This is a genomic window from Polaromonas sp. P1_F4, assembly GCF_056405675.1.
On sequence record NZ_JBFUBP010000002.1, the window covers coordinates 293,600 to 315,338 of the forward strand.

At 61.7% G+C, this 21,739-nt stretch carries 29 protein-coding genes; 1 reads left to right on the plus strand and 28 read right to left on the minus strand.

Annotated features, from left to right (window positions below; all coding sequences use genetic code 11):
* Positions 1-8: 8 nt before the first annotated feature.
* Together AC1DYQ_RS06380 and AC1DYQ_RS06385 are read right to left on the minus strand one after the other, a co-directional pair.
* Positions 9-770 (minus strand): Nif3-like dinuclear metal center hexameric protein, encoded by a 762-nt coding sequence (locus tag AC1DYQ_RS06380; protein WP_477686071.1) that lies wholly within the window; start codon positions 768-770, stop codon positions 9-11.
* 34 nt (positions 771-804) lie between these two features.
* Complete coding sequence (locus tag AC1DYQ_RS06385; RefSeq protein ID WP_457279700.1) at positions 805-1,410, minus strand: chalcone isomerase family protein; 606 nt, start codon at positions 1,408-1,410, stop codon at positions 805-807.
* Positions 1,411-1,653: 243 nt separating this feature from the next.
* On the opposite strand from AC1DYQ_RS06385, the gene AC1DYQ_RS06390 reads away from it, so the two are divergent.
* The gene (locus AC1DYQ_RS06390) at positions 1,654-2,811 is read left to right on the plus strand and encodes a S1C family serine protease (RefSeq protein WP_477650970.1); all 1,158 of its coding nucleotides are present in this window, start codon (positions 1,654-1,656) and stop codon (positions 2,809-2,811) included.
* 129 nt (positions 2,812-2,940) lie between these two features.
* Here the strand turns inward: AC1DYQ_RS06390 and tatC are convergent, their stop codons facing one another.
* From tatC to AC1DYQ_RS06520, 26 genes are all read right to left on the minus strand, one after another.
* The gene (gene tatC / locus AC1DYQ_RS06395; protein WP_477672777.1) at positions 2,941-3,741 is read right to left on the minus strand and encodes a twin-arginine translocase subunit TatC; all 801 of its coding nucleotides are present in this window, start codon (positions 3,739-3,741) and stop codon (positions 2,941-2,943) included.
* Positions 3,742-3,811: 70 nt separating this feature from the next.
* On the minus strand, positions 3,812-4,279 hold the full coding sequence (gene tatB, locus AC1DYQ_RS06400; RefSeq protein ID WP_457279703.1) for a Sec-independent protein translocase protein TatB: 468 nt from the start codon (positions 4,277-4,279) through the stop codon (positions 3,812-3,814).
* Positions 4,280-4,295: 16 nt separating this feature from the next.
* Positions 4,296-4,535, minus strand: a complete 240-nt coding sequence (gene tatA, locus AC1DYQ_RS06405) for a Sec-independent protein translocase subunit TatA (RefSeq protein ID WP_477686072.1) — start codon at positions 4,533-4,535, stop codon at positions 4,296-4,298.
* A 184-nt stretch (positions 4,536-4,719) separates the two neighbouring features.
* Positions 4,720-5,079, minus strand: coding sequence for a histidine triad nucleotide-binding protein (locus tag AC1DYQ_RS06410; protein WP_457279704.1), 360 nt, complete (start codon positions 5,077-5,079; stop codon positions 4,720-4,722).
* Positions 5,080-5,102: 23 nt separating this feature from the next.
* A complete protein-coding gene (locus AC1DYQ_RS06415) occupies positions 5,103-5,450 on the minus strand; it encodes a DUF4870 family protein (RefSeq protein ID WP_477686073.1) in 348 nt (115 codons plus the stop codon).
* An 85-nt stretch (positions 5,451-5,535) separates the two neighbouring features.
* Entirely contained in the window at positions 5,536-5,919 is a 384-nt protein-coding gene (locus AC1DYQ_RS06420; RefSeq protein WP_477686074.1) for a phosphoribosyl-ATP diphosphatase, read from the minus strand.
* On the minus strand, positions 5,906-6,331 hold the full coding sequence (gene hisI / locus AC1DYQ_RS06425) for a phosphoribosyl-AMP cyclohydrolase (RefSeq protein ID WP_477686075.1): 426 nt from the start codon (positions 6,329-6,331) through the stop codon (positions 5,906-5,908). The genes AC1DYQ_RS06420 and hisI overlap by 14 nt, the downstream gene beginning before the upstream one ends.
* 161 nt (positions 6,332-6,492) lie before the next feature.
* Complete coding sequence (hisF, locus tag AC1DYQ_RS06430; protein ID WP_477686076.1) at positions 6,493-7,293, minus strand: imidazole glycerol phosphate synthase subunit HisF; 801 nt, start codon at positions 7,291-7,293, stop codon at positions 6,493-6,495.
* A 7-nt stretch (positions 7,294-7,300) separates the two neighbouring features.
* Positions 7,301-8,059 carry a hypothetical protein gene (locus AC1DYQ_RS06435; RefSeq protein WP_477686077.1) on the minus strand — a complete coding sequence of 253 codons (759 nt, stop codon included), beginning with the start codon at positions 8,057-8,059 and terminating at the stop codon, positions 7,301-7,303.
* 9 nt (positions 8,060-8,068) lie between these two features.
* The gene (gene hisA, locus AC1DYQ_RS06440; protein ID WP_477650971.1) at positions 8,069-8,809 is read right to left on the minus strand and encodes a 1-(5-phosphoribosyl)-5-[(5-phosphoribosylamino)methylideneamino]imidazole-4-carboxamide isomerase; all 741 of its coding nucleotides are present in this window, start codon (positions 8,807-8,809) and stop codon (positions 8,069-8,071) included.
* A 94-nt stretch (positions 8,810-8,903) separates the two neighbouring features.
* Positions 8,904-9,593: an imidazole glycerol phosphate synthase subunit HisH gene (gene hisH / locus AC1DYQ_RS06445; RefSeq protein WP_477669864.1), complete on the minus strand. Its 690-nt coding sequence runs from the start codon at positions 9,591-9,593 to the stop codon at positions 8,904-8,906.
* Positions 9,594-9,717: 124 nt separating this feature from the next.
* Positions 9,718-10,326, minus strand: a complete 609-nt coding sequence (gene hisB, locus AC1DYQ_RS06450; RefSeq protein ID WP_477649150.1) for an imidazoleglycerol-phosphate dehydratase HisB — start codon at positions 10,324-10,326, stop codon at positions 9,718-9,720.
* Positions 10,323-11,426 carry a histidinol-phosphate transaminase gene (gene hisC / locus AC1DYQ_RS06455; protein WP_477686078.1) on the minus strand — a complete coding sequence of 368 codons (1,104 nt, stop codon included), beginning with the start codon at positions 11,424-11,426 and terminating at the stop codon, positions 10,323-10,325. The genes hisB and hisC overlap by 4 nt, the downstream gene beginning before the upstream one ends.
* A gap of 47 nt (positions 11,427-11,473) precedes the next feature.
* On the minus strand, positions 11,474-11,914 hold the full coding sequence (locus tag AC1DYQ_RS06460; RefSeq protein ID WP_477649152.1) for a hypothetical protein: 441 nt from the start codon (positions 11,912-11,914) through the stop codon (positions 11,474-11,476).
* Positions 11,915-13,297 carry a histidinol dehydrogenase gene (gene hisD / locus AC1DYQ_RS06465; RefSeq protein ID WP_477686079.1) on the minus strand — a complete coding sequence of 461 codons (1,383 nt, stop codon included), beginning with the start codon at positions 13,295-13,297 and terminating at the stop codon, positions 11,915-11,917.
* A 4-nt stretch (positions 13,298-13,301) separates the two neighbouring features.
* A complete protein-coding gene (gene hisG / locus AC1DYQ_RS06470) occupies positions 13,302-13,955 on the minus strand; it encodes an ATP phosphoribosyltransferase (RefSeq protein ID WP_477686080.1) in 654 nt (217 codons plus the stop codon).
* Complete coding sequence (gene murA / locus AC1DYQ_RS06475; protein ID WP_477686081.1) at positions 13,952-15,226, minus strand: UDP-N-acetylglucosamine 1-carboxyvinyltransferase; 1,275 nt, start codon at positions 15,224-15,226, stop codon at positions 13,952-13,954. Before murA ends, hisG begins: the two co-directional genes overlap by 4 nt.
* Positions 15,227-15,230: 4 nt before the next feature.
* Positions 15,231-15,476, minus strand: coding sequence for a BolA family protein (locus AC1DYQ_RS06480; RefSeq protein WP_457279715.1), 246 nt, complete (start codon positions 15,474-15,476; stop codon positions 15,231-15,233).
* Between the two features lie 134 nt (positions 15,477-15,610).
* Positions 15,611-16,366 (minus strand): ABC transporter permease, encoded by a 756-nt coding sequence (locus tag AC1DYQ_RS06485; protein ID WP_477686082.1) that lies wholly within the window; start codon positions 16,364-16,366, stop codon positions 15,611-15,613.
* A gap of 109 nt (positions 16,367-16,475) precedes the next feature.
* Complete coding sequence (locus AC1DYQ_RS06490; protein ID WP_457279717.1) at positions 16,476-17,435, minus strand: ABC transporter ATP-binding protein; 960 nt, start codon at positions 17,433-17,435, stop codon at positions 16,476-16,478.
* Between the two features lie 98 nt (positions 17,436-17,533).
* A complete protein-coding gene (locus AC1DYQ_RS06495) occupies positions 17,534-17,803 on the minus strand; it encodes an STAS domain-containing protein (protein WP_477686083.1) in 270 nt (89 codons plus the stop codon).
* Between the two features lie 14 nt (positions 17,804-17,817).
* On the minus strand, positions 17,818-18,459 hold the full coding sequence (locus AC1DYQ_RS06500; RefSeq protein WP_477686084.1) for an MlaC/ttg2D family ABC transporter substrate-binding protein: 642 nt from the start codon (positions 18,457-18,459) through the stop codon (positions 17,818-17,820).
* 193 nt (positions 18,460-18,652) lie between these two features.
* Positions 18,653-19,429, minus strand: a complete 777-nt coding sequence (locus AC1DYQ_RS06505; RefSeq protein ID WP_477686085.1) for an MlaA family lipoprotein — start codon at positions 19,427-19,429, stop codon at positions 18,653-18,655.
* On the minus strand, positions 19,426-19,932 hold the full coding sequence (gene mlaD / locus AC1DYQ_RS06510; protein WP_457279721.1) for an outer membrane lipid asymmetry maintenance protein MlaD: 507 nt from the start codon (positions 19,930-19,932) through the stop codon (positions 19,426-19,428). Before mlaD ends, AC1DYQ_RS06505 begins: the two co-directional genes overlap by 4 nt.
* A 131-nt stretch (positions 19,933-20,063) precedes the next feature.
* Positions 20,064-20,858 (minus strand): lipid asymmetry maintenance ABC transporter permease subunit MlaE, encoded by a 795-nt coding sequence (gene mlaE, locus AC1DYQ_RS06515; RefSeq protein WP_457279722.1) that lies wholly within the window; start codon positions 20,856-20,858, stop codon positions 20,064-20,066.
* A complete protein-coding gene (locus tag AC1DYQ_RS06520; RefSeq protein WP_477686086.1) occupies positions 20,855-21,700 on the minus strand; it encodes an ABC transporter ATP-binding protein in 846 nt (281 codons plus the stop codon). Before AC1DYQ_RS06520 ends, mlaE begins: the two co-directional genes overlap by 4 nt.
* Positions 21,701-21,739 lie beyond the last annotated feature (39 nt).

Below are 21,739 nucleotides of genomic sequence, written 5' to 3' on the forward strand. Positions count from 1 at the left end.
GAAACGCTTCAGGCCGGGTTGTCGATGTCGATGAACTGGTGAACAAGGCCGAGCTGCGCGGCAACCTGCGCCGCCACGGCCGGCGCGCCGTAGCGCTCGGAGGCGTGGTGCCCGCAGGCAATAAAGGCCACGCCCATCTCTCGCGCGTAGTGCGCCTGGGGTTCGGAAATCTCGCCGGTGATGAAGGCGTCTGCGCCTGCGGCAATCGCCGCCTCAAAATACCCCTGCGCGCCGCCGGTGCACCACGCTATGTTTTTGATAGCTGCTCGCGCCGGACCTGCTTTGGTTACAGGCCGATTTAGCACTTGTTCGACGTGCGACGCCAACGCAGTCGCATCCGCAAATGCCGCGCCACCGGTACGGCCACCGATAAACCCCAGGTCCTGCTCGCCAAAGTGGCCTGTGGCCGTGAGGCCTAACTGCAAGCCCAGCTGCGCGTTGTTGCCAAGCTCGGGATGCGCGTCCAGCGGCAGGTGGTAGGCATAGAGGTTGATGTCGTGCGCCAGCAGCAACGCCAGGCGCTGCTTCATCCAGCCCGTGACGCGGCCGTCCTGGCCACGCCAGAACAGGCCGTGGTGCACAAAGATGGCGTCGGCCTGCGCCGCAATGGCCGCTTCGATCAGCGCCAGGCTGGCGGTAACGCCGGAAACGATCTTGCCGACCGAGGGTTTGCCTTCGACCTGCAGGCCGTTGGGGCCGTAGTCCTTGAAGCGCGCGGGCTGCAAAAGCGTGTCAAAGGCCTGCAGCAAGTCCTGTCGTGTGGTGCTCATGGCCCCATTGTCTCAGGGCGCTGCCTGAGGATGCTCAGCTTTTCTCGAGGCCCAGCAAAGCGTCCTTGAGCATGAAGTCCGCCGGAACGGACCCCAGCCAGATGCCCAGCACCATGCGAAAGAACTCCGCATCACCGACGGCTGCGCCCTGCGGCTGCTCGGCGATGAAAAAGCTGGTGCCCTTGCCCGGAACAAACTCCATCGCGAATGAATCGCCGGGCATCAGCTTGCTGCGGCCCGAGAAGATATCGATCAGCCGGTTGCTCGACACCGAGTGGCGGCTGACAGCGTCGCGGCTTGAGTTGTCGGCCATGCCTCGCAGGAAGAGCCGGCCCAGGTCGGTGCCGGAGACTTCGCGTAGCGCCACAAAGGCCAGGCGTATGGGCGTTCCCAGCTTCATCGCCTCGTCGGCCGACGAGACCTTGCGGCTCGTGTACAGGGCCATGTCATAGACCTTGAAAATGGCCTTGAAGCGGGTGCCGGCGCCGTTGAGCTGCAGTGTGGTGCCCTGCGCCACCACACTGGCCGGAAATTTCGTCGCCGTGGGTGCGGCCAGAACCGGCAATGCCAGTCCCGCCGAACCCGCTGTCAATGCGGCCGCGCCACGCGCGAGCCAGGTCCGCCTTGAACACTGATGCATGTTGTCACCTCCGTTATGGTTGTTGACCGCGGGCGGCGGTTCAGGCTGCCCGCGGCTGCGGCCTTGCGGCAGCCAGGAACATGGTACCGGAGCCAGCCGGCGTGCTTCCTTACAGCGAGCGGGGACCCGAAGCGATAAACTCCATCAGTTGGCGCCGCGCCCCTTCCGGCCCTGTGCCGCCCCGGATTCCCGCCCCCTTTCGTCTTCCGCACCTTCGTACCGGCACGCCGACCCTCACGCCTCATGAAACGCACCTGGCTTCTTTTTTCCCAAACCGTCACCGTCCTGCTGGCGGCCTACTTCGTGGTGGCCACGCTCAAGCCGCAGTGGCTGGACCGCGGCAACATGCCGGGCGTGTCCGTCATCGAGGCCCCGGCCGGCAGCGCGCCGCGCAGCGGCGGTGCCGGAAGCGGCTTCGCGTCGGCGGCCAAAGTTGCTTCTGCGGCGGTGGTCAGCATCAACACCAGCAAGGCCGCCGCCAAAAACCCGCATGCCGAAGACCCGTGGTTCAAGTTTTTCTTCGGCGACCAGAGCCCCAATGAACCGCAGGGCGGACTGGGCAGCGGCGTCATCATCAGCGCCAGCGGCTACATCCTGACCAACAACCACGTGGTGGAAGGCGCCGACGAGATCGAGGTCATCCTCAATGACACGCGCAAGGCAAAAGCACAGGTCATAGGCACCGACCCGGACACCGACCTGGCCATCCTCAAGATCGACCTGGACAAGCTGCCCGTCATCGTGCTGGGCAACTCCGACGCCCTGCAGGTGGGCGACGCGGTGCTGGCCATCGGCAACCCGTTTGGCGTGGGCCAGACGGTCACCGGCGGCATCGTGAGCGCACTGGGGCGCAACCAGCTGGGCATCAACACCTTTGAAAATTTCATCCAGACCGACGCCGCCATCAACCCCGGTAATTCGGGCGGCGCGCTGGTCGACGTGAACGGCAACCTGATGGGCATCAACACCGCGATTTATTCGCGCTCGGGCGGCTCCATGGGCATTGGTTTTGCCATCCCGGTGTCGACCGCCAAGCTGGTGCTCGACGGCATCGTGAAGGACGGCCAGGTCACGCGGGGCTGGATCGGCGTGGAGCCGCAGGACCTCAACCCCGAACTCGCTGAAACATTCGGCCTTCCGGCGGCTGCGGCCAAAGAAGGCGGAGTCATCATCACCGGCGTTCTGCAAAACGGCCCGGCCGCGCAGGCCGGCCTTCTGCCCGGCGATGTGATCACCGCCGTGAACGGCAAGGGCGTGCGCAACGTGAGCCAGTTGTTGACCGCTGTGGCAGCCCTCAAGCCCGGTACGCCGGCGCCGTTGACGGTGCTGCGCAAGGACAAGCAGACCGAGATTCCGGTGACGCCCGGCAAGCGCCAGCGGCCCAAGGTTCAGCAGCGCTGATCGGCCGGGGCGGCAGGGACCCTCAGCCATCAATGCGAAGATGCTATTGAATTAATAGCTGCTTGCGCCCGGCCATATTGGGCTGCAGCCATTTTTACCCAAGGTTTTTTGAACAGCCCCGGCGGGAAATCAGGGCTTGGCCGCTTCGGTGTCGCTGTCGGTCTCTGGCACCTTGGTGTGCTTGACGAACAACAGGGCCGCCAGGATGCCGACCTCATACAGCCCGCCCACCACCATCAGCAACATGATCATGGAGCCGGCGTCGGGCGGGGTGACCAGGGCGGTGCCGATGGCGGCAATCACCCAGAAATAGCCGCGGTACTGTCGCAGCTGGGCCACGGTGAGTATGCCCATGCGCACCAGCAGGATCACCGCAATCGGCACTTCAAAGGCCAGCCCGAACGCCAGGAACATGCCCAGCACGAAGCTCAGGTATTCCTCGATGTCCGGCGTCGCCGTGATGGACTTGGGCGCAAAGCTCTGGATGAAGGCGAACACCTGGCCAAACACGAAGTAATAACAAAACGCCACGCCGATGAAAAACAGCAGGGTGCTGGAAACCACCAGCGGCATGACCAGTTTTTTCTCATGCGAATACAGGCCCGGTGCGACAAAGGCCCACACCTGGTACAGCACCACCGGCAGCGCGATCATGAAGGCGGCCATGAAGAGGATCTTGATGGGCACCACGAACGGCGTGATCACGCTGATGGCGATCAGCGTGGCGCCCTTGGGAAGCGTGGCCACCAGCGGGGCGGCCATCAGGTCATAGAGTGCGCTGGCGCCGGGGTACACCGCCAGCACGGCAGCCGCAATGCCGATGGCAATCACCGCCTTGATCATCCGGTCGCGCAGCTCCACGAGGTGCTGCACAAAAGGCTGCTCGGTGCCCGCGAGTTCGTCGGGCTTGTCGGTGTGGGGATCGCTCATGAGGGGAATTTGCGCTGGTAGGGCTGCGCGGGGGGGCACGCAAACAGGAGGAAATCAGCAGGAAAGCAGCTCAAGGCATGCGGCCCGGCTGCGGACGGAAGCGCGCCACGCGGGCCGCGCCGGACTGGGCCTTGGTGCGCACGCCCGAACGGGCCTTGTACCACTGGGGTGTCGCGCCCTGCTTGAGCCGCCACTTCTTTTTCGGGTGCCTGTACTCGGGGAAGATTTCCATGCCCGGCAGGGCGCCGGAGGACGACTCGCCCGTGGCCTCGGCCCAGGATTTTTCAAAATCGCTGGCGTTGGTCTGGATGGAGTTCTCTACGTCGCGGGCGGCTCCCTCAACGGTTTCCTTCATCTTCTTGAGCTCGTCCAGCTCCATGGAGCGGTTGACCTCGTTTTTGACGTCGGCCACATAACGCTGCGCCTTGCCCAGCAACGTACCCACGGTGCGCGCCACGCGCGGAAGCTTCTCCGGGCCGATAACGATCAGCGCCACGGCGCCGATCAGCGCCATTTTGGAGATGCCGAGGTCGATCACTGAATGTCAGGCCGAATTAAGATTTTTGACGGGCTTCGACGTCGATCGTCGTTTTATCCGATGCCTGCGCGTTCGTGACGCTGGCAGGCGGCACGGGCACGTCAGCGGGGGGCTGGCTGCCGTCCTTCATGCCGTCCTTGAAACCCTTGACGGCGCCGCCGAGGTCGCTGCCCATGTTTTTCAGCTTTTTGGTGCCGAAAACCATCACCACGATCAACAGCACGATCAGCCAGTGCCAGATGGAAAATGAACCCATGATTTGCTCCTAATCTGTAAATACAGGTGTAAATGCAACATTGCCGGTTTGGGGCGGTTTGCACGCAATTGCGTTGATTCTAAAGGCCCTGCCTGCCGGAAAACCGATTACACACATTGGCCTACCGGTTTAGTGTGGTTGTGGGCACCGGGGTTCCCTTTGGCTTGTAACCCTTCTAGCCCTTCTAGCCCTTCAGCCATGGCCGCGGGCCGCCAATCACGTGAAAGTGCAGGTGATGCACCTCTTGTCCGCCTTCGGCGCCGGTATTGGTCACGATCCGGTAGCCGCCCTCCGGATACGGGTTACAACCCTGCTCCATCGCCAGTTTGGGGGCCAGCACCATCATGCGCCCCAGCAGGGCGGCGTGTTCGGGGCCAACCTGGGCCATGGACGGAATATGGTCCTTGGGAATGATCAGGAAATGCACGGGCGCCCACGGGTTGATGTCGTGAAAAGCGTACAGCTCGTCGTCTTCGTACACTTTCCGGCTTGGGATGGTGCCCGCGGCGATCTTGCAGAAAATGCAGGTGTCGGAGTGGTTCATGGCTGGGTCGTGACTCAAGGAAATTACGCAGGACGGTGGCTGTTAAAACGCATCCAGCCACGCACGCAGCGGTACAGGTACCAGAGGCAGACAATGCCATAGGCCACCCACCCCGGCACAATCAACAGCCACAGCGGCGACAGCAGCACCAGCCACGCAAGCGTCCACCAGAAGGTGCGAATCATGTAGTTGTGGTGGTCGATGTAGAGCGCATCGGTTTCATCCGCGCGGCGAATGTAGTTGATGATGACGGCGATCACCGCAAACACACCGCCGCTGAACCAGGCCAGCGTGTGCAGGCCGTACAGCACATGCATGATGGTGCGGTCGGCGGGATTCTTGCCTTCGAATTCGGCCAGGTCGGTTTCCATGCGTTCAGGTTCCAGTCAAAGCGATATGAGGCGATACAGGGGGAAGGAAATCAGCCACAGGTAATGGCAGCCAGCAATGCCAGGCTCAGGGCTTTTCGGCCGCATCACGGCGCTGGGCCTTGCGCAAGGCTTTTTCTTCAATGCCGCTGGTGCCTTCGCGGCGCTCCAGCTCGGCAATCACGTCCAGCGGGCTGAGGCCGTAATGCGCCAGCGCAATCAGGCTGTGAAACCACAGATCGGCCACTTCGCCAACCAGCTTGCCCTTGAGCTCTGCCGTGGGCCCGCCATGGTCGATGTCTTTGGCCGCCATCACGGTTTCCGTGGCTTCTTCGCCGATTTTTTTCAGGAAAGCGTCGGGGCCTTTATGCAGCAGGCGCGCCACATAGCTGGTGTCCGGGTCACCGCCGTTGGCCGCCTTGCGGCTTTCGATGATCTGCGCCAGGCGCTGGAGGGAGTCATTCGTGGTCATGTTTGCCGGAGTCTGTTGATGCTTTTTTATACATGGTTGTCGGGTCTTTCAGGACCGGCTCAGTCACCACCCATTGGCCGCTTTTATACACACTGAAAAAGCAGCTGTGGCGGCCTGTGTGGCAAGCGATGCCCGGCGTGTGGCCCAACTGCGTCACCTTGAGCAAAATCACGTCGTTGTCGCAGTCCAGGCGGATCTCATGGACCGTTTGCTGGTTGCCGGATTCCTCACCCTTGTGCCAGAGCCGCCCGCGCGAGCGGCTGAAATACACCGCCTGGCCAAGCTCAGCAGTTTTTTGCAGCGCCTCGCGGTTCATCCAGGCGAACATGAGCACATCGCCACTGGAGGCTTCCTGCGCAATGACAGGGATCAGGCCCTTGTCGTCCCAGCTGACTTCATCTAACCAGTTCATGGTGTGTATTGTCCAAGATTGCGCTGAACGACAGTATTACAAGCCGCCAAACCATGCGGTCTCGCCATTTGCAGGTTTCGACCAAAAAGAGTTTGCTATTAAATCAGGAGCTGCTGGCGCCCATATTTATTGGGCGATAGGCCTAAAAAGCTTAATAAACTCTACAGACGGACGGGGATGCCACGCGCTGCCATATGCTGCTTGGCCTGCTGAACGGTGTATTCGCCGTAATGAAAGATGCTGGCAGCCAGCACCGCGTCGGCACCGCCATTTTGTATGCCGTCGGCCAGGTGCTCCAGGTTGCCAACGCCGCCCGAGGCGATCACCGGCACGCTGATAGCGTCGCTCACCGCGCGGGTCAGCGCCAGGTCAAAGCCCGACTTGGTGCCGTCGCGGTCCATGCTGGTCAGCAAGATCTCGCCGGCACCGCGACGCGCCATCTCGGTGGCCCAGGCCACGGCGTCCAGGCCGGTGTTCTTGCGCCCGCCGTGGCTGTACACATCCCAGCCCGGGCCGACCGGTTCGCCGGTGGGTGTGAGGCGCTTTTCGTCCTCCACGCCACGGCGTTTGGCGTCGATCGCCACCACGATGCACTGCGAGCCGTATTTGGCGGAAGCGTCGGCGATCACCTGTGGGTTGGCGATGGCGGCCGAGTTGAAGCTGGTCTTGTCGGCGCCGGAATTGAGTAAACGGCGCACGTCTTCGACGGTGCGAACACCGCCGCCCACGGTAAGAGGGATGAAAACCTGGGAAGCAACTGCCTCGATGATCGGCAGGATCAGGTCACGCCCGTCGCTGGTGGCCGTGATGTCGAGGAAAGTGAGCTCGTCGGCGCCCTGCTCGTTGTAGCGTGCGGCGATTTCGACCGGGTCGCCGGCGTCGCGCAGCTGGGTGAAGTTGACGCCTTTGACCACGCGGCCGCCAGTCACATCAAGGCAAGGAATGATTCGTTTAGCGAGCATGAATAGGCTAACGGTAGGCTGCGTTGAAAGGTCGGTATTCAGGGTACTGGGCCAAAAAAGCACGGGCTTTGCCGGGAATATCGGCAGCAGTCACTGCGGCCCGACTTCGCACGTCCTTCCTTTGCTGAACGGTCAGTTTCGCGCCGTACTGCCGCTCAACGCCCGCAGCGCAGGCTGCCGCTCGATCCGCGGAGAGGATCGGAAGCTGCGGAGCGTCCCGCCGGCGCAAAGATGGGACATACAGGATTTCCGGCGGCTGGTTGACCTGCAGGCCGGCGCCCGCGCTACAGAACAGGTAAGCGTAGAAGGCTTTTTCGGCAGGCAGGATAACCGCGCCAAACCCGTCCTCATCCATCGACTCTTCGAGGAGGATGCTCAGTGCGGTGGCGGAACCCGCCATGACTGCGGCATGAAACGTGGCGTGGGCTTCCCGATAATTCTGTGCATCGGCCTGCTCCGCGCCGCAGGCCTCCAACCCAGGTAAAAAGGCGGATTTTGCGGAAGCACAAATCGCGGGAGGACTACGTTCCTGACTCAGCAAATAAGCCTTGCGCGGATCGCTATCGGGTGTCTTGCTCAAACACTCGATCAGTTGTTGTTTCTGCGTAGCGCTACGAGGGGAGATGGCGCCGGTTGCATCGGCGGGGCCAGTATTAGCGGTGTAACAAAGCTCAAAGGCCTGAGGAGACGCGGCAGGTTGCGCCTTGACGGCACCGGCTGACGCAAACAACGTGAGTATCAGCCAGTACGCGGCGCGGGTGAACATGCGCATGCCTTATCCGTTCAGTTCGTCAGCTCTGGCTTGTGCTTTCTCAAAGTCAAGATCGCCGCTGTAAATCGAGCGGCCGCAGATCACGCCTTCCACGCCCTCTTCCTCGACTTCGCAGAGTTTTTCGATGTCAGCCATGTTCGAAAGGCCGCCCGAAGCGATCACGGGAATCGTCAGCGCCTGGGCGAGCTTGACGGTGGCGTCGATGTTGATGCCGGTGAGCATGCCGTCGCGGCCGATGTCGGTGTAGATGATGGATTCGACGCCGTAGTCCTGGAATTTCTTGCCGAGGTCTACGACCTCGTGGCCGGTCATCTTGCTCCAGCCGTCGGTGGCTACTTTGCCGTCCTTGGCGTCCAGGCCGACGATGATGTGGCCGCCGAACGCGGTGCACGCGTCTTGCAGGAAGCCGGGGTTCTTCACAGCGGCTGTGCCGATGATGACGTAGCGCAGGCCAGCGTCGAGGTAGCGCTCGATGGTGTCCAGGTCGCGGATGCCGCCGCCCAGCTGCACGTCGATTTCGCTGCCGACTTCGGCCAGGATCTGCTTGATGGCGGCCTCGTTCTTGGGCTTGCCTGCAAAGGCGCCGTTCAGGTCCACCAGGTGCAGGCGCCGCGCGCCCTTGTCGACCCAGCTGCGCGCCATGGCGGCCGGGTCTTCGCTGAAGATGGTGGATTGATCCATGTCGCCCTGTTTGAGGCGGACGCAGTGACCGTCTTTCAGGTCAATCGCGGGGATAAGTAGCATGTGCGGTTAAAGACGGTAAAACGGTAAAGGACAAAACGGACGCTCAGGGTAACAAAAAGCCGGACGCCCCGGTACCGGGTCTGACCCAAGGTATTCAGGGATTCCAGTGCAGGAAATTGCGGTACAGGGCCAGCCCGTGGTCGGCACTCTTTTCGGGGTGGAACTGGGTGGCAAAAATATTATCGCGTGCAATCGCCGCCGTAAAGCGCGCGCCGTAGTCGGCTTCCCCCGCGATGTGGTGTGCATCCGACGGCCGGGCATAAAAGCTGTGTACAAAATAAAAGTACGCACCGTCGGGCACGCCGGCCCAGACCGGGTGGGCCCTGGCCGTGCCCGCACCATTTTGGTAAACCTGGTTCCAGCCCATCTGCGGCACCTTGTAACGGCTGCCGTCGGGCTGGATTTTGCCGGCCAGCTCGAATTTGGTGACCTCCCCAGGGATTAATCCGAGGCCGGTGGTGCCCACACCGCCGTCGCCGGGCTGGCCTTCGTCGCTGTGGCTCAGCAGCATCTGCATGCCGACACAAACGCCGAACAGCGGCTTGTTGGCGGCAGCGTGCAGCACCGACTCCAGCATGCCGGAATCTGCGAGCTCGCGCATGCAGTCGGCAATGGCGCCCTGGCCAGGCAGCACTATGCGTTCGGCCGACATCACATCTTCGGCCCGGGAGGTGACCAGCACGTCAAAGCCGCTGCCGCCCGCCACATGGCGAACAGCCTGTGACACGGAGTGCAGGTTGCCCATGCCGTAGTCGACCACGGCGACTGTTTTGGGTTTTGCCATTGAAAGTCGAAAGGTAGTTTGCTACGAATTTAATAGCTGCTTGCGCCCGCCACCATTGGTCTGGAGGCAAAAACAGGCATTAAAACAAGGATTGGACGTGTTCCCGGCGTTGAGTGCGGAGGGGTTACAGCGAACCCTTGGTCGATGGAATCACGCCTGCGGCGCGCGGATCGATCTCCAGCGCCATGCGCAGCGCGCGGGCAAATGCCTTGAACACGGTTTCGGCCTGGTGGTGGGCGTTCTCGCCCTTGAGGTTGTCGATGTGCAAGGTCACAAAGGCGTGGTTCACAAAGCCCTGGAAGAATTCGTAGGCGAGCTGGCTGTCGAAGGTGCCGATCATGCCGCTCTTGAAAGGAACATGCATCTCGAGGCCCGGACGGCCCGAAAAATCGACCACCACGCGCGACAGCGCCTCGTCGAGCGGCACATAGGCGTGGCCGTAGCGGCGCAGGCCCTTTTTGTCCCCCACAGCCTTGGCCACGGCCTGGCCCAGCGTAATGCCCACGTCTTCCACCGTGTGGTGGCCGTCAATGTGCAAATCGCCCTTGGCCTGGATGTCGAGGTCGATCAGGCCGTGGCGGGCGATCTGGTCCAGCATGTGGTCGAAAAAGCCGATGCCCGTGGACAACTTGGCTTGGCCGGTACCGTCGAGGTTGACCCTGACGGTGATCTGGGTCTCGGCGGTGTTGCGTGAAACCTCGGCAATGCGGGGAGCGTGGGTAGGGGTGGTCATAGGGATTTTTCAAGCGCCGCCAGCATTTGCACGTTCTCGTCCGCGGTGCCGACCGTCAGGCGCAAACAATTGGCCAGCAATGGGTGCATTTTAGAAACGTTTTTGACCAGGACCTTGCGCGATTTCATGCCTTCGAAGGTTTTGGCCGCATCGGGCACCCGCACCAGGATCATGTTGGCGTCGCTTTTCCAGGCTTTGACGCCCCTGGCCGCCATGCCGGCCAGCGCCTTCATCAGCACAGCGCGCTGGGCGACCAGCTCCTGTGCCTGGGCGGCGAATTCGCCCTGGTGCTCCAGCGCGAACAGCGCGCATTCGTAGTTGAGCACACTGATGTTGTAGGGCGGGCGCACCTTGTCGATCTCGGCGATCAGCGCTTTCGGGCCCATCATGTAACCGATACGCACACCGGCCAGGCCGAACTTGCTCAGGGTGCGCATCAGCAGCACATGGCCATGCCTGGCGATGCGGTCGATGTAGCTTTTGCTGGAAAACGGCTGGTAGGCCTCGTCCATCACGACCAGGCCGCCTTGTTCGCCCACGGCTTCGATGATCTTTTCAATCACCGCGTCGTCCCACAGGTTGGCCGTCGGGTTGTTCGGGTAAGCCAGGTAGACGATGGACGGCTGGTGCTCGGCAATGGCAGCCAGCATGGCGGCCTCATCGAGCTCAAAGTCGGCCGTCAGCGGCACGCCGATGAATTTGAGGCCCTGCAGCTGCGCGCTCATGGCGTACATCACAAAGCCCGGCAGCGGCGCCAATATGGAGCCCCCTTCCACATCGCAGGCCATGGCCAGCAGCGAGATCAACTCGTCCGAACCGTTGCCCAGCATGATGTCGAAGCCCTCGGGCATCTGCGCATAGTCGGCCAGGGCCTTGCGCAGATCATTCACGCGGCCATCCGGATAGCGGTTCAATGCCAGCGCACCCAGACGCTGGCCCAGATGGGCCTGCAGCGATGCCGGCAGGCGGTGCGGGTTCTCCATGGCATCAAGCTTGACCATGCCGGCCGAGTCCTGGATGGCGTAGGCATGCATGGACTGCACGTCCTGGCGAATCAGTTTTTTGAGCTCGGAGGCCAGTACGGTATCTGACTGTTTCATGATGGGTGAATTGATTCTGTCTGGCGGTATTGTGATTGCCGACTCGCTCAGCAACTGCTTTTCTGCACGAAAGCGGAGCCCGTGGGCATGCTCATGTTTGCCACATCCTTGCGGTTCAACAGCTCGCGGAACATGGGATCTACAAAAAGCTTCACACACTCCCCAGGCTGGAAAGTACCGCTCACGGGAAGCGTCAGCGATAAGGCGCTCGAAACCTTCACCAGGATGGAGCTGACGTCACGATTGCCCTGCTGCGCACCAATGGCGTTGGCTAGCATGACGCCAGCAGAGCCCCCAGCAAGCGTCGCGCTACTTTGCTGAACCGAACTCAAACCATAGTAGGGCGACGCAGACACTTCGGAGATCACTCCTGAAAGCTCAATCGCGTTGGGTGGCTTCTCTGAGGGTTGCACCACAGACGCGCAGCCTTGCAAGCCTGCCAAGACAATGCATGCCGCAACAAAATTCAGCGATCCGATGCTTGTCATTTACGACTTAACGGGCTTGGAAAGCCGCATCTCGGCGGCACGCGCGTGCGCCTGCAGGCCTTCTCCATAAGCGAGTTCAGCGGCGATCTTGCCGAGAACCTGCGCACCGGCTTCGCTGACTTCGATCAGGCTGGAGCGCTTCTGGAAGTCGTAGACGCCCAGTGGCGAACTGAAGCGTGCCGTGCCGCTGGTGGGCAGCACGTGGTTGGGGCCGGCGCAGTAGTCGCCCAGCGATTCGCTGGTGTAGGCGCCCAGGAAGATGGCGCCGGCGTGCTTGAGCAAGGGCTCCCACTTGTGCGGGTCGCGGCTGGAGACTTCGAGGTGTTCGGGTGCGATGCGGTTGCTGATTTCGCAGGCCTCTTCCATGCTGCGCGTGTGGATCAGCGCGCCGCGGCCGGTGAGGGACTTGGCGATGATCTCGGCGCGCGGCATGTCGGGCAACAGCCGGTCGATGGCGGCTTGCACCTCATCGATGTACGCGGCGTCGGGGCACAGCAAGATGCTTTGCGCGAGTTCGTCGTGTTCGGCCTGGCTGAACAAATCCATGGCCACCCAGTCGGCGGGTGTACTGCCGTCAGCCAGCACCAGGATTTCGCTCGGGCCGGCGATCATGTCGATGCCCACCGTGCCGAAGACGCGCTTTTTGGCGCTGGCGACATAAGCATTGCCGGGGCCGGTGATCTTGTCGACCTTGGGCACGGTCTGCGTGCCGTAGGCCAGCGCGGCCACGGCCTGCGCGCCGCCAATGGTGAACGCGCGGGTCACGCCGGCCACGTAGGCGGCAGCCAGCACGAGCTCATTGCGCTCACCCTTGCTGGAAGCAGCTTGGTCGCCTGAGCCGCCCGTGGCTACGCTGCCGCGCACAGGCGTTGGCACCACCATGATGATCTCTTGCACACCAGCCACGTGGGCGGGGATGGCGTTCATGAGCAAGCTGGAAGGGTAGGCAGCCTTGCCGCCCGGAACGTAAATGCCCACCCGGTCCAGCGGTGTGACCTTCTGGCCCAGCAGCGTGCCATCTTCGTCGCGATAACTCCAGCTCTCGCCCGATGCCTTCTTCTGTGCCTCGTGGTACTTGCGCACCCGGGCGGCTGCGGCCTGCAGGGCCTCGCGCTGCGCAGCGGGAATGGCATCAAATGCGGCCTTGAAATCCGCCTGCGTCAGTTCCAGCCCAGCCATCGACGCGGCTGACAGGCCATCAAACCGCGCGGTGTATTCCAGCACAGCCGCATCGCCACGCTGCTGCACATCGGCCAGGATGTCGGCCACGCGTTGCTCAATGGCCGCATCGGTGTCGGCAGACCAATGCAGGCGCGCCTTGAATTCAGCATCAAAAGTGGCCGAAATCGTTGACAGACGAGCGGGAGCAGCTATTAATTTCATAGCATCAAGATTTAAGGACAGGTGCGGAGGTGGCGGCAGAAAAAGCGTCGATCAGCTTGCGTATGGGCTCTTGCTTGAGCTTGAGTGCAGTCTGGTTCACGATGAGGTGCGAGCTGATGTCCATGATGCGTTCGACTTCAACCAGGTGGTTGGCCTTGAGCGTGCTGCCGGTGGAGACCAAATCGACGATTGCGTCGGCCAAGCCTGTGAGCGGCGCGAGCTCCATGCTGCCGTAGAGCTTGATCAGGTCGACGTGCACGCCCTTGGTGGCGAAAAAGTCGCGGGCAATCGCCACGTACTTGGTGGCCACTTTCAGGCGCGAACCCTGGCGCACGGCGGCGGCGTAGTCAAAGCCTTCGCGCACCGCCACGCTGATGCGGCATTTGGCGATTTGCAGGTCGAGCGGCTGGTACAGGCCCTGGCTGCCGGATTCGATCAGCGTGTCTTTGCCGACCACGCCGAGATCCGCGCCGCCGTATTGCACATAGGTGGGCACATCGGTGGCACGCACCAGCACCACGCGCAGGCCGGGCTGGTTGGTGTCCAGGATCAGCTTGCGGGATTTTTCAGGGTCGTCGAGTACCTCGATGCCGGCGCTTTTGAGCAGCGGCAGGATGTCGTCGAAGATGCGGCCTTTGGAGAGCGCTAAGGTGATCATGCTTTGACTCGTTCTATGTCGGCACCGATTCCGCGCAGCTTGGCTTCCATCTGGTCATAGCCGCGATCCAGGTGGTAAATACGGTCCACCATGGTTTCACCTTCGGCCACCAGGCCGGCAATTACCAGGCTGGCGGAGGCGCGCAGATCAGTGGCCATCACGGTGGCGCCCGACAGCTTTTCAACACCCTCCATAACCGCGACCTTGCCTTCGATCTGGATCTTGGCGCCCAGGCGCACCATCTCGTTGACGTGCATGAAGCGGTTTTCGAAGATTGTCTCGGTCACTGTGCTGCTGCCCTGTGCAATGGCGTTCAGCGCCATGAACTGGGCCTGCATGTCGGTCGGGAAGCCGGGGTATTCGGTCGTGCGGAAGGATTGCGCCTTCATTCGGCCGCTGGCCTGGATGCGGATAAAGCCCTCACCCGCAGTCACCACGGCACCGGCTTCACGCAGCTTGTCGATCACCGCGTCGAGGTGGTCGGCGCGGCCGTGCCTCAAGACAACGTCGCCGCCGGCAGCGGCCACCGCGCACAAAAAGGTGCCGGTTTCAATGCGATCGGCCACCACCTGGTGGGTGCAGCCATGCAGGCGCTCGACACCCTGAATGCGGATGCGGCGCGTGCCGTGGCCTTCAATCTTTGCGCCCATCTTGATGAGCATTTCAGCCAGGTCGCCAATCTCGGGCTCCTGTGCGGCGTTCTCCAGGATGGTTTCGCCTTCTGCCAGGCTGGCGGCCATCAGGAAGTTTTCAGTGCCGGTCACCGTCACCATGTCGGTGGTGATGCTGGTGCCCTTGAGCCGCTTCTGACCGGCCGGCAGCTTGGCGATCATGTAGCCATGCTCCACGGCGATTTCAGCGCCCATGGCCTGCATGCCCTTGATGTGCTGGTCGACCGGCCGCGAACCAATGGCGCAGCCGCCGGGCAATGACACAGTCGCTTCGCCAAAGCGCGCCAGCAGCGGGCCGAGGGCCAGCACGGAAGCGCGCATGGTCTTGACGAGCTCATAAGGGGCTTCCGGTGAGCTCAGGCCGCCGGCATTGAGAACCACAGTGCTGGGCACGTCCTGGCTGCGTTCGGCCTGCACGCCCATGTTGCGCACCAGCTTGAGCATGGTGGCCACGTCCTGCAGGCGCGGCACGTTCTGCAGCGTCACCGTGTCGGCCGTCAGCAGGGCCGCACAAAGCTCCGGGAGCGCGGCATTCTTGGCGCCCGAAATTTCGACCGTACCGGCGAGTGATTTGCCGCCCCTGATGAGTAATTTGTCCATGTTCTTATTGCGTGTTGTTGTTGGCCCATTCGGTGGGCGTATACGTTTTCATCGACAGCGCATGCACTTCGTCGGTCTGCATGCGTCCACCCAGCGTGGCGTACACCTTCTGGTGGCGCTGGATCAAGCGCAGTCCCTCAAAGGCGCTGGAGATGATTGTCGCGTACCAATGGCGGCCGTCGCCCGACAGCTCGATATGTTCGCACGGCAGGCCTGCGGTGATGATGGATTGAAGTTCTTCGCTGGTCATAGGTTGTCTATTGGGGCATGAGACGAGTGTCTTCGCAAGCAGGGGCCGCGGAACTGGCTTTGCCAGGCCGCAGGCGCAGCGCCCCCTCGGGGGCAGAGAGCGACACGAAGTGCGCGAACGTCGGGGTCATATCTCTAGTGTCTTATTTTGTAGCCGGTGCGCAGCATGTTCACGGCAACGGAGCTAACGACAAGTAAGGCCGTCAAAACAATCCCCAGGCTCAGCCAGGGCGAAACATCGCTGACGCCAAAGAATCCGTAGCGAAAACCGTCGATCATGTAGAAAAACGGGTTCAGGTGGCTGACCTTTTGCCAAAACGGCGGCAGCGAGTGGATCGAATAAAACACGCCGCTCAGGAAGGTCATGGGCATGATGACGAAATTCTGGAAGGCCGCCATCTGATCGAACTTTTCAGACCAGAGGCCGGCAATCACGCCCAGCGCGCCCAGCATGGCGGCGCCCAGCACCGCAAACAGCACAATCCACAGCGGCGCCACAAAAGCGGGTTGGCCGAAAAATACGGTGACGGCAAACACGCCGGTGCCCACCAGCAGGCCACGTGCGACGGACGAGCCGACGTACGCAAAAAACCAGTGCCAGTGCGACAGCGGTGTGAGCAGCACAAACACCAGGCTGCCCATGATCTTGCTCTGGATCAGCGAGGAAGAGCTGTTGGCGAACGCGTTCTGCAACACGCTCATCATCACGAGGCCGGGCACCAGGAAGGCGGTATAGCTGACCTGGTCGTAGACCTTCACCTGGTCCTGCAGCACATGACCGAAGATCAGCATGTAGAGCACGGCGGTCAACACCGGGGCTCCGACCGTCTGGAAGCCCACTTTCCAGAAGCGCAGGGTTTCCTTGTAGAGCAGTGTTTGCCAGCCAGTCATTCAAAAGCCCCCACGCTTGTCGCTTCGCGTACTACGCTGCCCCCCGAGGGGGCTGTGCTTGCTTGGGGCGGCCCGGCGCGGCGCACGGCCCTTCCCCGGATGAACGCGATCATGTTGCCACTCCCATTAAATTCAGTTCGGTGGCTTCTCCGGCCGGCTTTTTGTTCATGACGTCCAGGAACACATCTTCCAGGTCGGCCTTGCGGATTTCAACGTCTTCCGCGACCAGCCCCGCCTCACGGATGGCCGCGAGGTATTGTTCGATTTCATTGGCGTTGTGCGCCGGGAACTGCACGATGCGCCCGGTGATACGGGCCTGCGCGGCCAGGTGCACCGGCAATTCGCTGTCGATCTTGAAGCGCAACACGTTCGACGAAGCCGCTTTGAGCAGCTCGGAAGTCTGGGCCAGCGCCACCACCCGCCCCTGCTTGAGCATGGCGATGCGGCTGCACAAAGCCTCGGCTTCTTCGAGGTAGTGCGTGGTGAGCAGCACCGTGCTGCCCTGCTTGTTGAGTTTGGCGATGAACTGCCACAGCGTCTGGCGCAGTTCCACATCAACGCCGGCGGTGGGTTCGTCGAGCACGATGACCTGCGGCTTGTGCACCAGCGCCTGCGCCACCAGCACGCGGCGTTTCATGCCGCCGGAGAGCTGGCGCATGTTGGCATTGGCTTTGTCGGCCAGCCCCAGGCTGACCAGCAGTTCGTCGATCCAGTCGTCGTTGCGTTTGATGCCGAAATAGCCGGACTGGATGCGCAGCGCCTCGCGCACGGAGAAAAAGGGGTCGAACACCAGCTCCTGGGGTACGACGCCGAGCTTTCGCCTTGCATTGGCATAGTCGGTGAGCACGTCGCTGCCATGCACCAGGACCCGGCCGCTGCTGGCGCGCGAAAGGCCGGCCAGTATGCTGATGAGAGAGGTTTTGCCGGCGCCGTTGGGACCGAGCAGCCCAAAAAACTCACCCTGCCGGATGTCAAAACTGACGTCGTCAAGCGCCCGGACAATGGGGCCTGTTTGGCTTCGCGCAGAGGAATAGGTTTTGGAGACGGACTGAAATGAGATCGCTGGCATTAGCCCATCATTTTAAGGGCTGGCGCCGTTTTATCCCGGCGGGTACCTGAATGCCCTGTGAGGGCCACTGCGGGCGGCCAGTGCCGAAGCAGTGCGGCTCAGACCGTGGCAGGCACCAGCTCGGCCACGCCATAAAGGCCTGCCAGCTGGCGCAAACGGACAGGCAAGCCGGTTACCGTGAACCCCTTGCCGGCGGCCAGTGCCTCACGGCGGCATTCGAGCAGGACGGCCAGGGCGGAAGAATCAAATTCCGTGAGTGCGCTCGCATCCACCACCACCCCGCCCGGCTGGGACTGCACGGCCTGCTTCAGGCCGCGAGAAAAACCGGCAGCCACCGCATGGGTCAAGGCGGAAGGGAGTGTCAGCATGGCGCGGTCGCCGCTCAGGATTTCTTGGCGCCCGCGCCGGTATTGGACTGATTGCGCTGAACCAGGGAAGCGATCAGGCCGTCGACGCCCTTGGCGCTGATTTCCTGGGCAAACTGGGTACGGTAGGTTTCCACCAGCCAGACGCCCAGCACGTTGAGGTCATAGATCTTCCAGCCCGTGGCGGTTTTTTCCATGCGGTAATCCAGCTGGATTGGATCGCCCCGGCCCAGAACTTCGGTGCGGACGACGACTTCAGTGTCTTCCGGAGCCGCACGCAGCGGCTTGACATTGACGCTCTGGTCGCTGACCTGTGCCAATGCGCCGGAATAGGTGCGGATCAGCAGGATCTTGAACTCGTCCTGAAGCTTCTTTTGCTGCTCAGGCGTGGCCTGGCGCCAGTTGCGGCCAACGGCAGAGGCCGTCATGCGTGTGAAGTTCACGTTGGGCATGATCTTGCTGTCGACGAGCGTGAGCACCCGGGTGAGGTCACCGGCTTTTACAGCCTTGTCCGTCTTGATGTTGTCCAGCACATCGGCCGAGACGCGCTTGATCAGGGCATCGGGTGCCTCATCGGCTGCGCGAACGAGAGGCGCGGCCCCCATCAGGGCCAGGCTGAGGGCGGCGGTAAATAAATGGCCAAGTGTTCTGCGTTTCATGATTTTCCTTCTATGACGAAGCATGCAGCTGCGAAAATTGCAGCACCCCTATGGATACGTCGCTGCTGCAACCGATGGTTCGATGGTTATTCTGCGGGATGGTTTCCGGGCTGTGAATGAAGTTTTACGGCAGTCTTGTAAATATTGTTTGCAATCAACAGCCTTTTGACCCCTGTTCAAACCCGGGATGACACTATTTGGCGGCGGAGGCTGGTGTCGCTGGGGCGGCCGATGCGCCTTCCGGCAAATCGTAACGCTCCTCTTTCTCCTCCGAAGGCCCACCTATCAGGCTACGGCGACGCTGCAGGTAGATTTCGCGGGTGAAACTGTATTTGTCGAGTGCGGCCTGGTCCAGGACATCACCGGCCCCGAGCACGTTGGCCCTGGCATTCACCAGGCGCAAAGTCGTCAGGGAATTGCGGGCACGGACATTGTCGATCCGGCTTACCAGGTCGCCCTGGTAATCAACCAGCGAACCTACCGAATCACGCGCGGAAGAAGGGCCCAGCAAAGGCAGCACGAGGTAGGGGCCCGAGCCCACACCCCAAACGCCGAGCGTCTGGCCAAAATCTTCCGAGTGTTTGGGAATCTTCAGATCGCTGGCAACGTCAAAAATGCCACCCACGCCCCAGATGGTATTGGTCGTGACGCGGAAGAAACTTTCGATAGAAGCCTGGCCTTTACCCTGGAGCAGGTTGTTGACGGTGGACCACACGTCTGAAATGTTGCCGAAGAAATTGGTGACACCGGTGCGCACAGGCGCAGGCGTGATATCCCGGTACGCGGTTGCCACGGGTTTGACGACGGCGCGGTCCACACCGTCATTGAAATTGAACATGGTCCGGTTGAACGGCTCCAGCGGATCGGACGGGCTCGCATTGGGACCGGTAGCACACCCCTGGAGAAGTGCCAGTGCAAGCACTGCCGCAGCCCAGCCGGCCGGTTTTTTCATCGTGATTTCTGCTGTCATTTTTTTTCTGGCGTCCCTGATGGCGGCGCAGACCCTGATCCGGAACTGCTGTCTGCCGCCTTGCTGTATAAAAACTGGCTGATCAGATTCTCAAGCACCACGGCGGACTGCGTGTTTTTGACCACGTCCCCCGCAGCAAGATTTTTCTCGTCCCCACCGGCCTCCACGCCGATGTACTGCTCGCCCAGCAATCCGCTGGTCAAAATCTTCAGCGAGCTGTCTTTCGGGAATACGTAACGGCTTTCCATGGCCAGATTGACGCTGGCCTGGTAGGACTTGTCGTCGAAAGTGATATTTTCAACCCTGCCCACTACCACGCCAGCGCTTTTGACCGCGGCTCGCGGCTTGAGACCGCCAATGTTGTCGAATTTCGCCGTCACCTTGTAGGAGGTATCGAAATTCAGGCTGAGCAGATTCGCGGACTTGAGCGCCAGAAACAGGATGGCGGCACCGCCAATCAACACGAACAAACCCACCCACAGATCATTTTTGGAACGTTGCATCGTTTTCTTTCAGTGGCCTGGTCCGGCGTTTTCGCCATTCCGGGCTGTTTTGTCCTTGCGGGGTTCACCCAAGGCAAACACTGGGAAGCAGGATTTTCTCATGGGCGAATTAAAAATGTATGAAGACGGTTTTAAAGGCTGAACATCGAGGCGGTCAGCAGGAAATCCAGCCCCAGCACGGCCAGCGACGCAACCACCACGGTCCGCGTGGTCGCGCGCGACACGCCCTCAGGCGTCGGCTGGGCCTCGAAACCCTGGTGCAAGGCCACAAAAGTGACGGTGACGCCAAACACAAAACTCTTGATGATGCCGTTGCCTACGTCGCGCCAGACGTCCACGCCCGACTGCATCTGGCTCCAGAAGGAGCCCGCATCAATACCGATCATGACCACGCCCACCAGCCAGCCACCCATGATGCCCACAGCGCTGAACACGGCAGCCAGCAGGGGCATGGCGATGATGCCGCCCCAGAAACGGGGCGCCAGGATGCGCCGCACCGGATCCACCGCCATCATTTCCATGGCCGAGAGCTGTTCGCCGGCTTTCATCAGGCCGATTTCGGCCGTCAACGCCGTGCCGGCGCGGCCGGCAAACAGCAAAGCAGTGACCACCGGCCCCAGCTCACGCACGAGGCTGAGCGCCACCAGCAAGCCCAGCGCTTCTGCCGAGCCATAACGCTGCAGCGTGTAGTAGCCCTGCAGGCCCAGCACAAAACCGACAAAAAGGCCCGACACGGCAATGATGGCCAGCGAGTAGTTGCCCAAAAAGAAGATTTGGTCGCGCACCAGGCCAAAGCGGGCCAAGGCGGGGCCGGTGAGGGCCACCAGCCGGGACATCAGCCGCGCGGCGTAGCCCAGCTCGGCCAGCTGGCTGCGCACGGAAAAACCGAGGCCGGAAATCAGGGCGACAGGGCTATAGCGGCTCATGCGCGCTTCCCTGATTTGGCCGCAGGGTTGCCGAAATCGGCATCCACAGTGGGGCCCGGATAGTGGAATTTCACGGGGCCTTCGCTTTCGGCATTGACGAACTGGTGCACCAGCGGATCGGTGGAGCGACGCACCTCGTCAGGTGTGCCCTGCGCCGCAATGCCGCCATTGGCCAGGATGATGACCTTGTCGGCAATGCGGAAGGTTTCTTCCAGATCATGCGACACCACCACGCTGGTAATGCCCAGCGTATCGTTGAGCTGGCGTATGAGCTGCGCGGCGGTACCGAGCGAGATCGGATCGAGCCCCGAGAACGGTTCGTCATACATGATGAGTTCCGGGTCCAGCACAATGGCCCGCGCCAGCGCGACCCGCCGGGCCATGCCGCCCGAAATTTCGCTGGGCAGCAGGTCCCGCGCGCCGCGCAGACCCACCGCATTGAGCTTCATCAGCACGATATCGCGGATCAGGGCCTCACCCAATTCGGTGTGCTCGCGCAAGGGAAACGCCACATTGTCGAAAACACTCAGATCGGTGAACAACGCACCGAACTGGAACAGCATGCCCATGCGACGGCGCGYGGCGTAGAGTTCCGCCTGGGCCAGCTTGCCGACGTCCTTGCCGTCGAACAGCACAGCGCCGCTGACAGCCTTTTGCTGCCCGCCGATGAGGCGCAGCACGGTGGTTTTGCCGCCTCCCGAAGCGCCCATCAGCGCGGTAACCTTGCCGCGAGGCACGGACAGCGTGACCTTGTCCAGGATGACGCGATCACCGGCAGAGCCGGGATAGGAAAACGTCACATCCTTGAACTCAACCAATGATGATGCGGAAATGTCGGGCATTGAAGGAGAAAAGACAGGCCAGCAGGTGTGTTGGCTTGG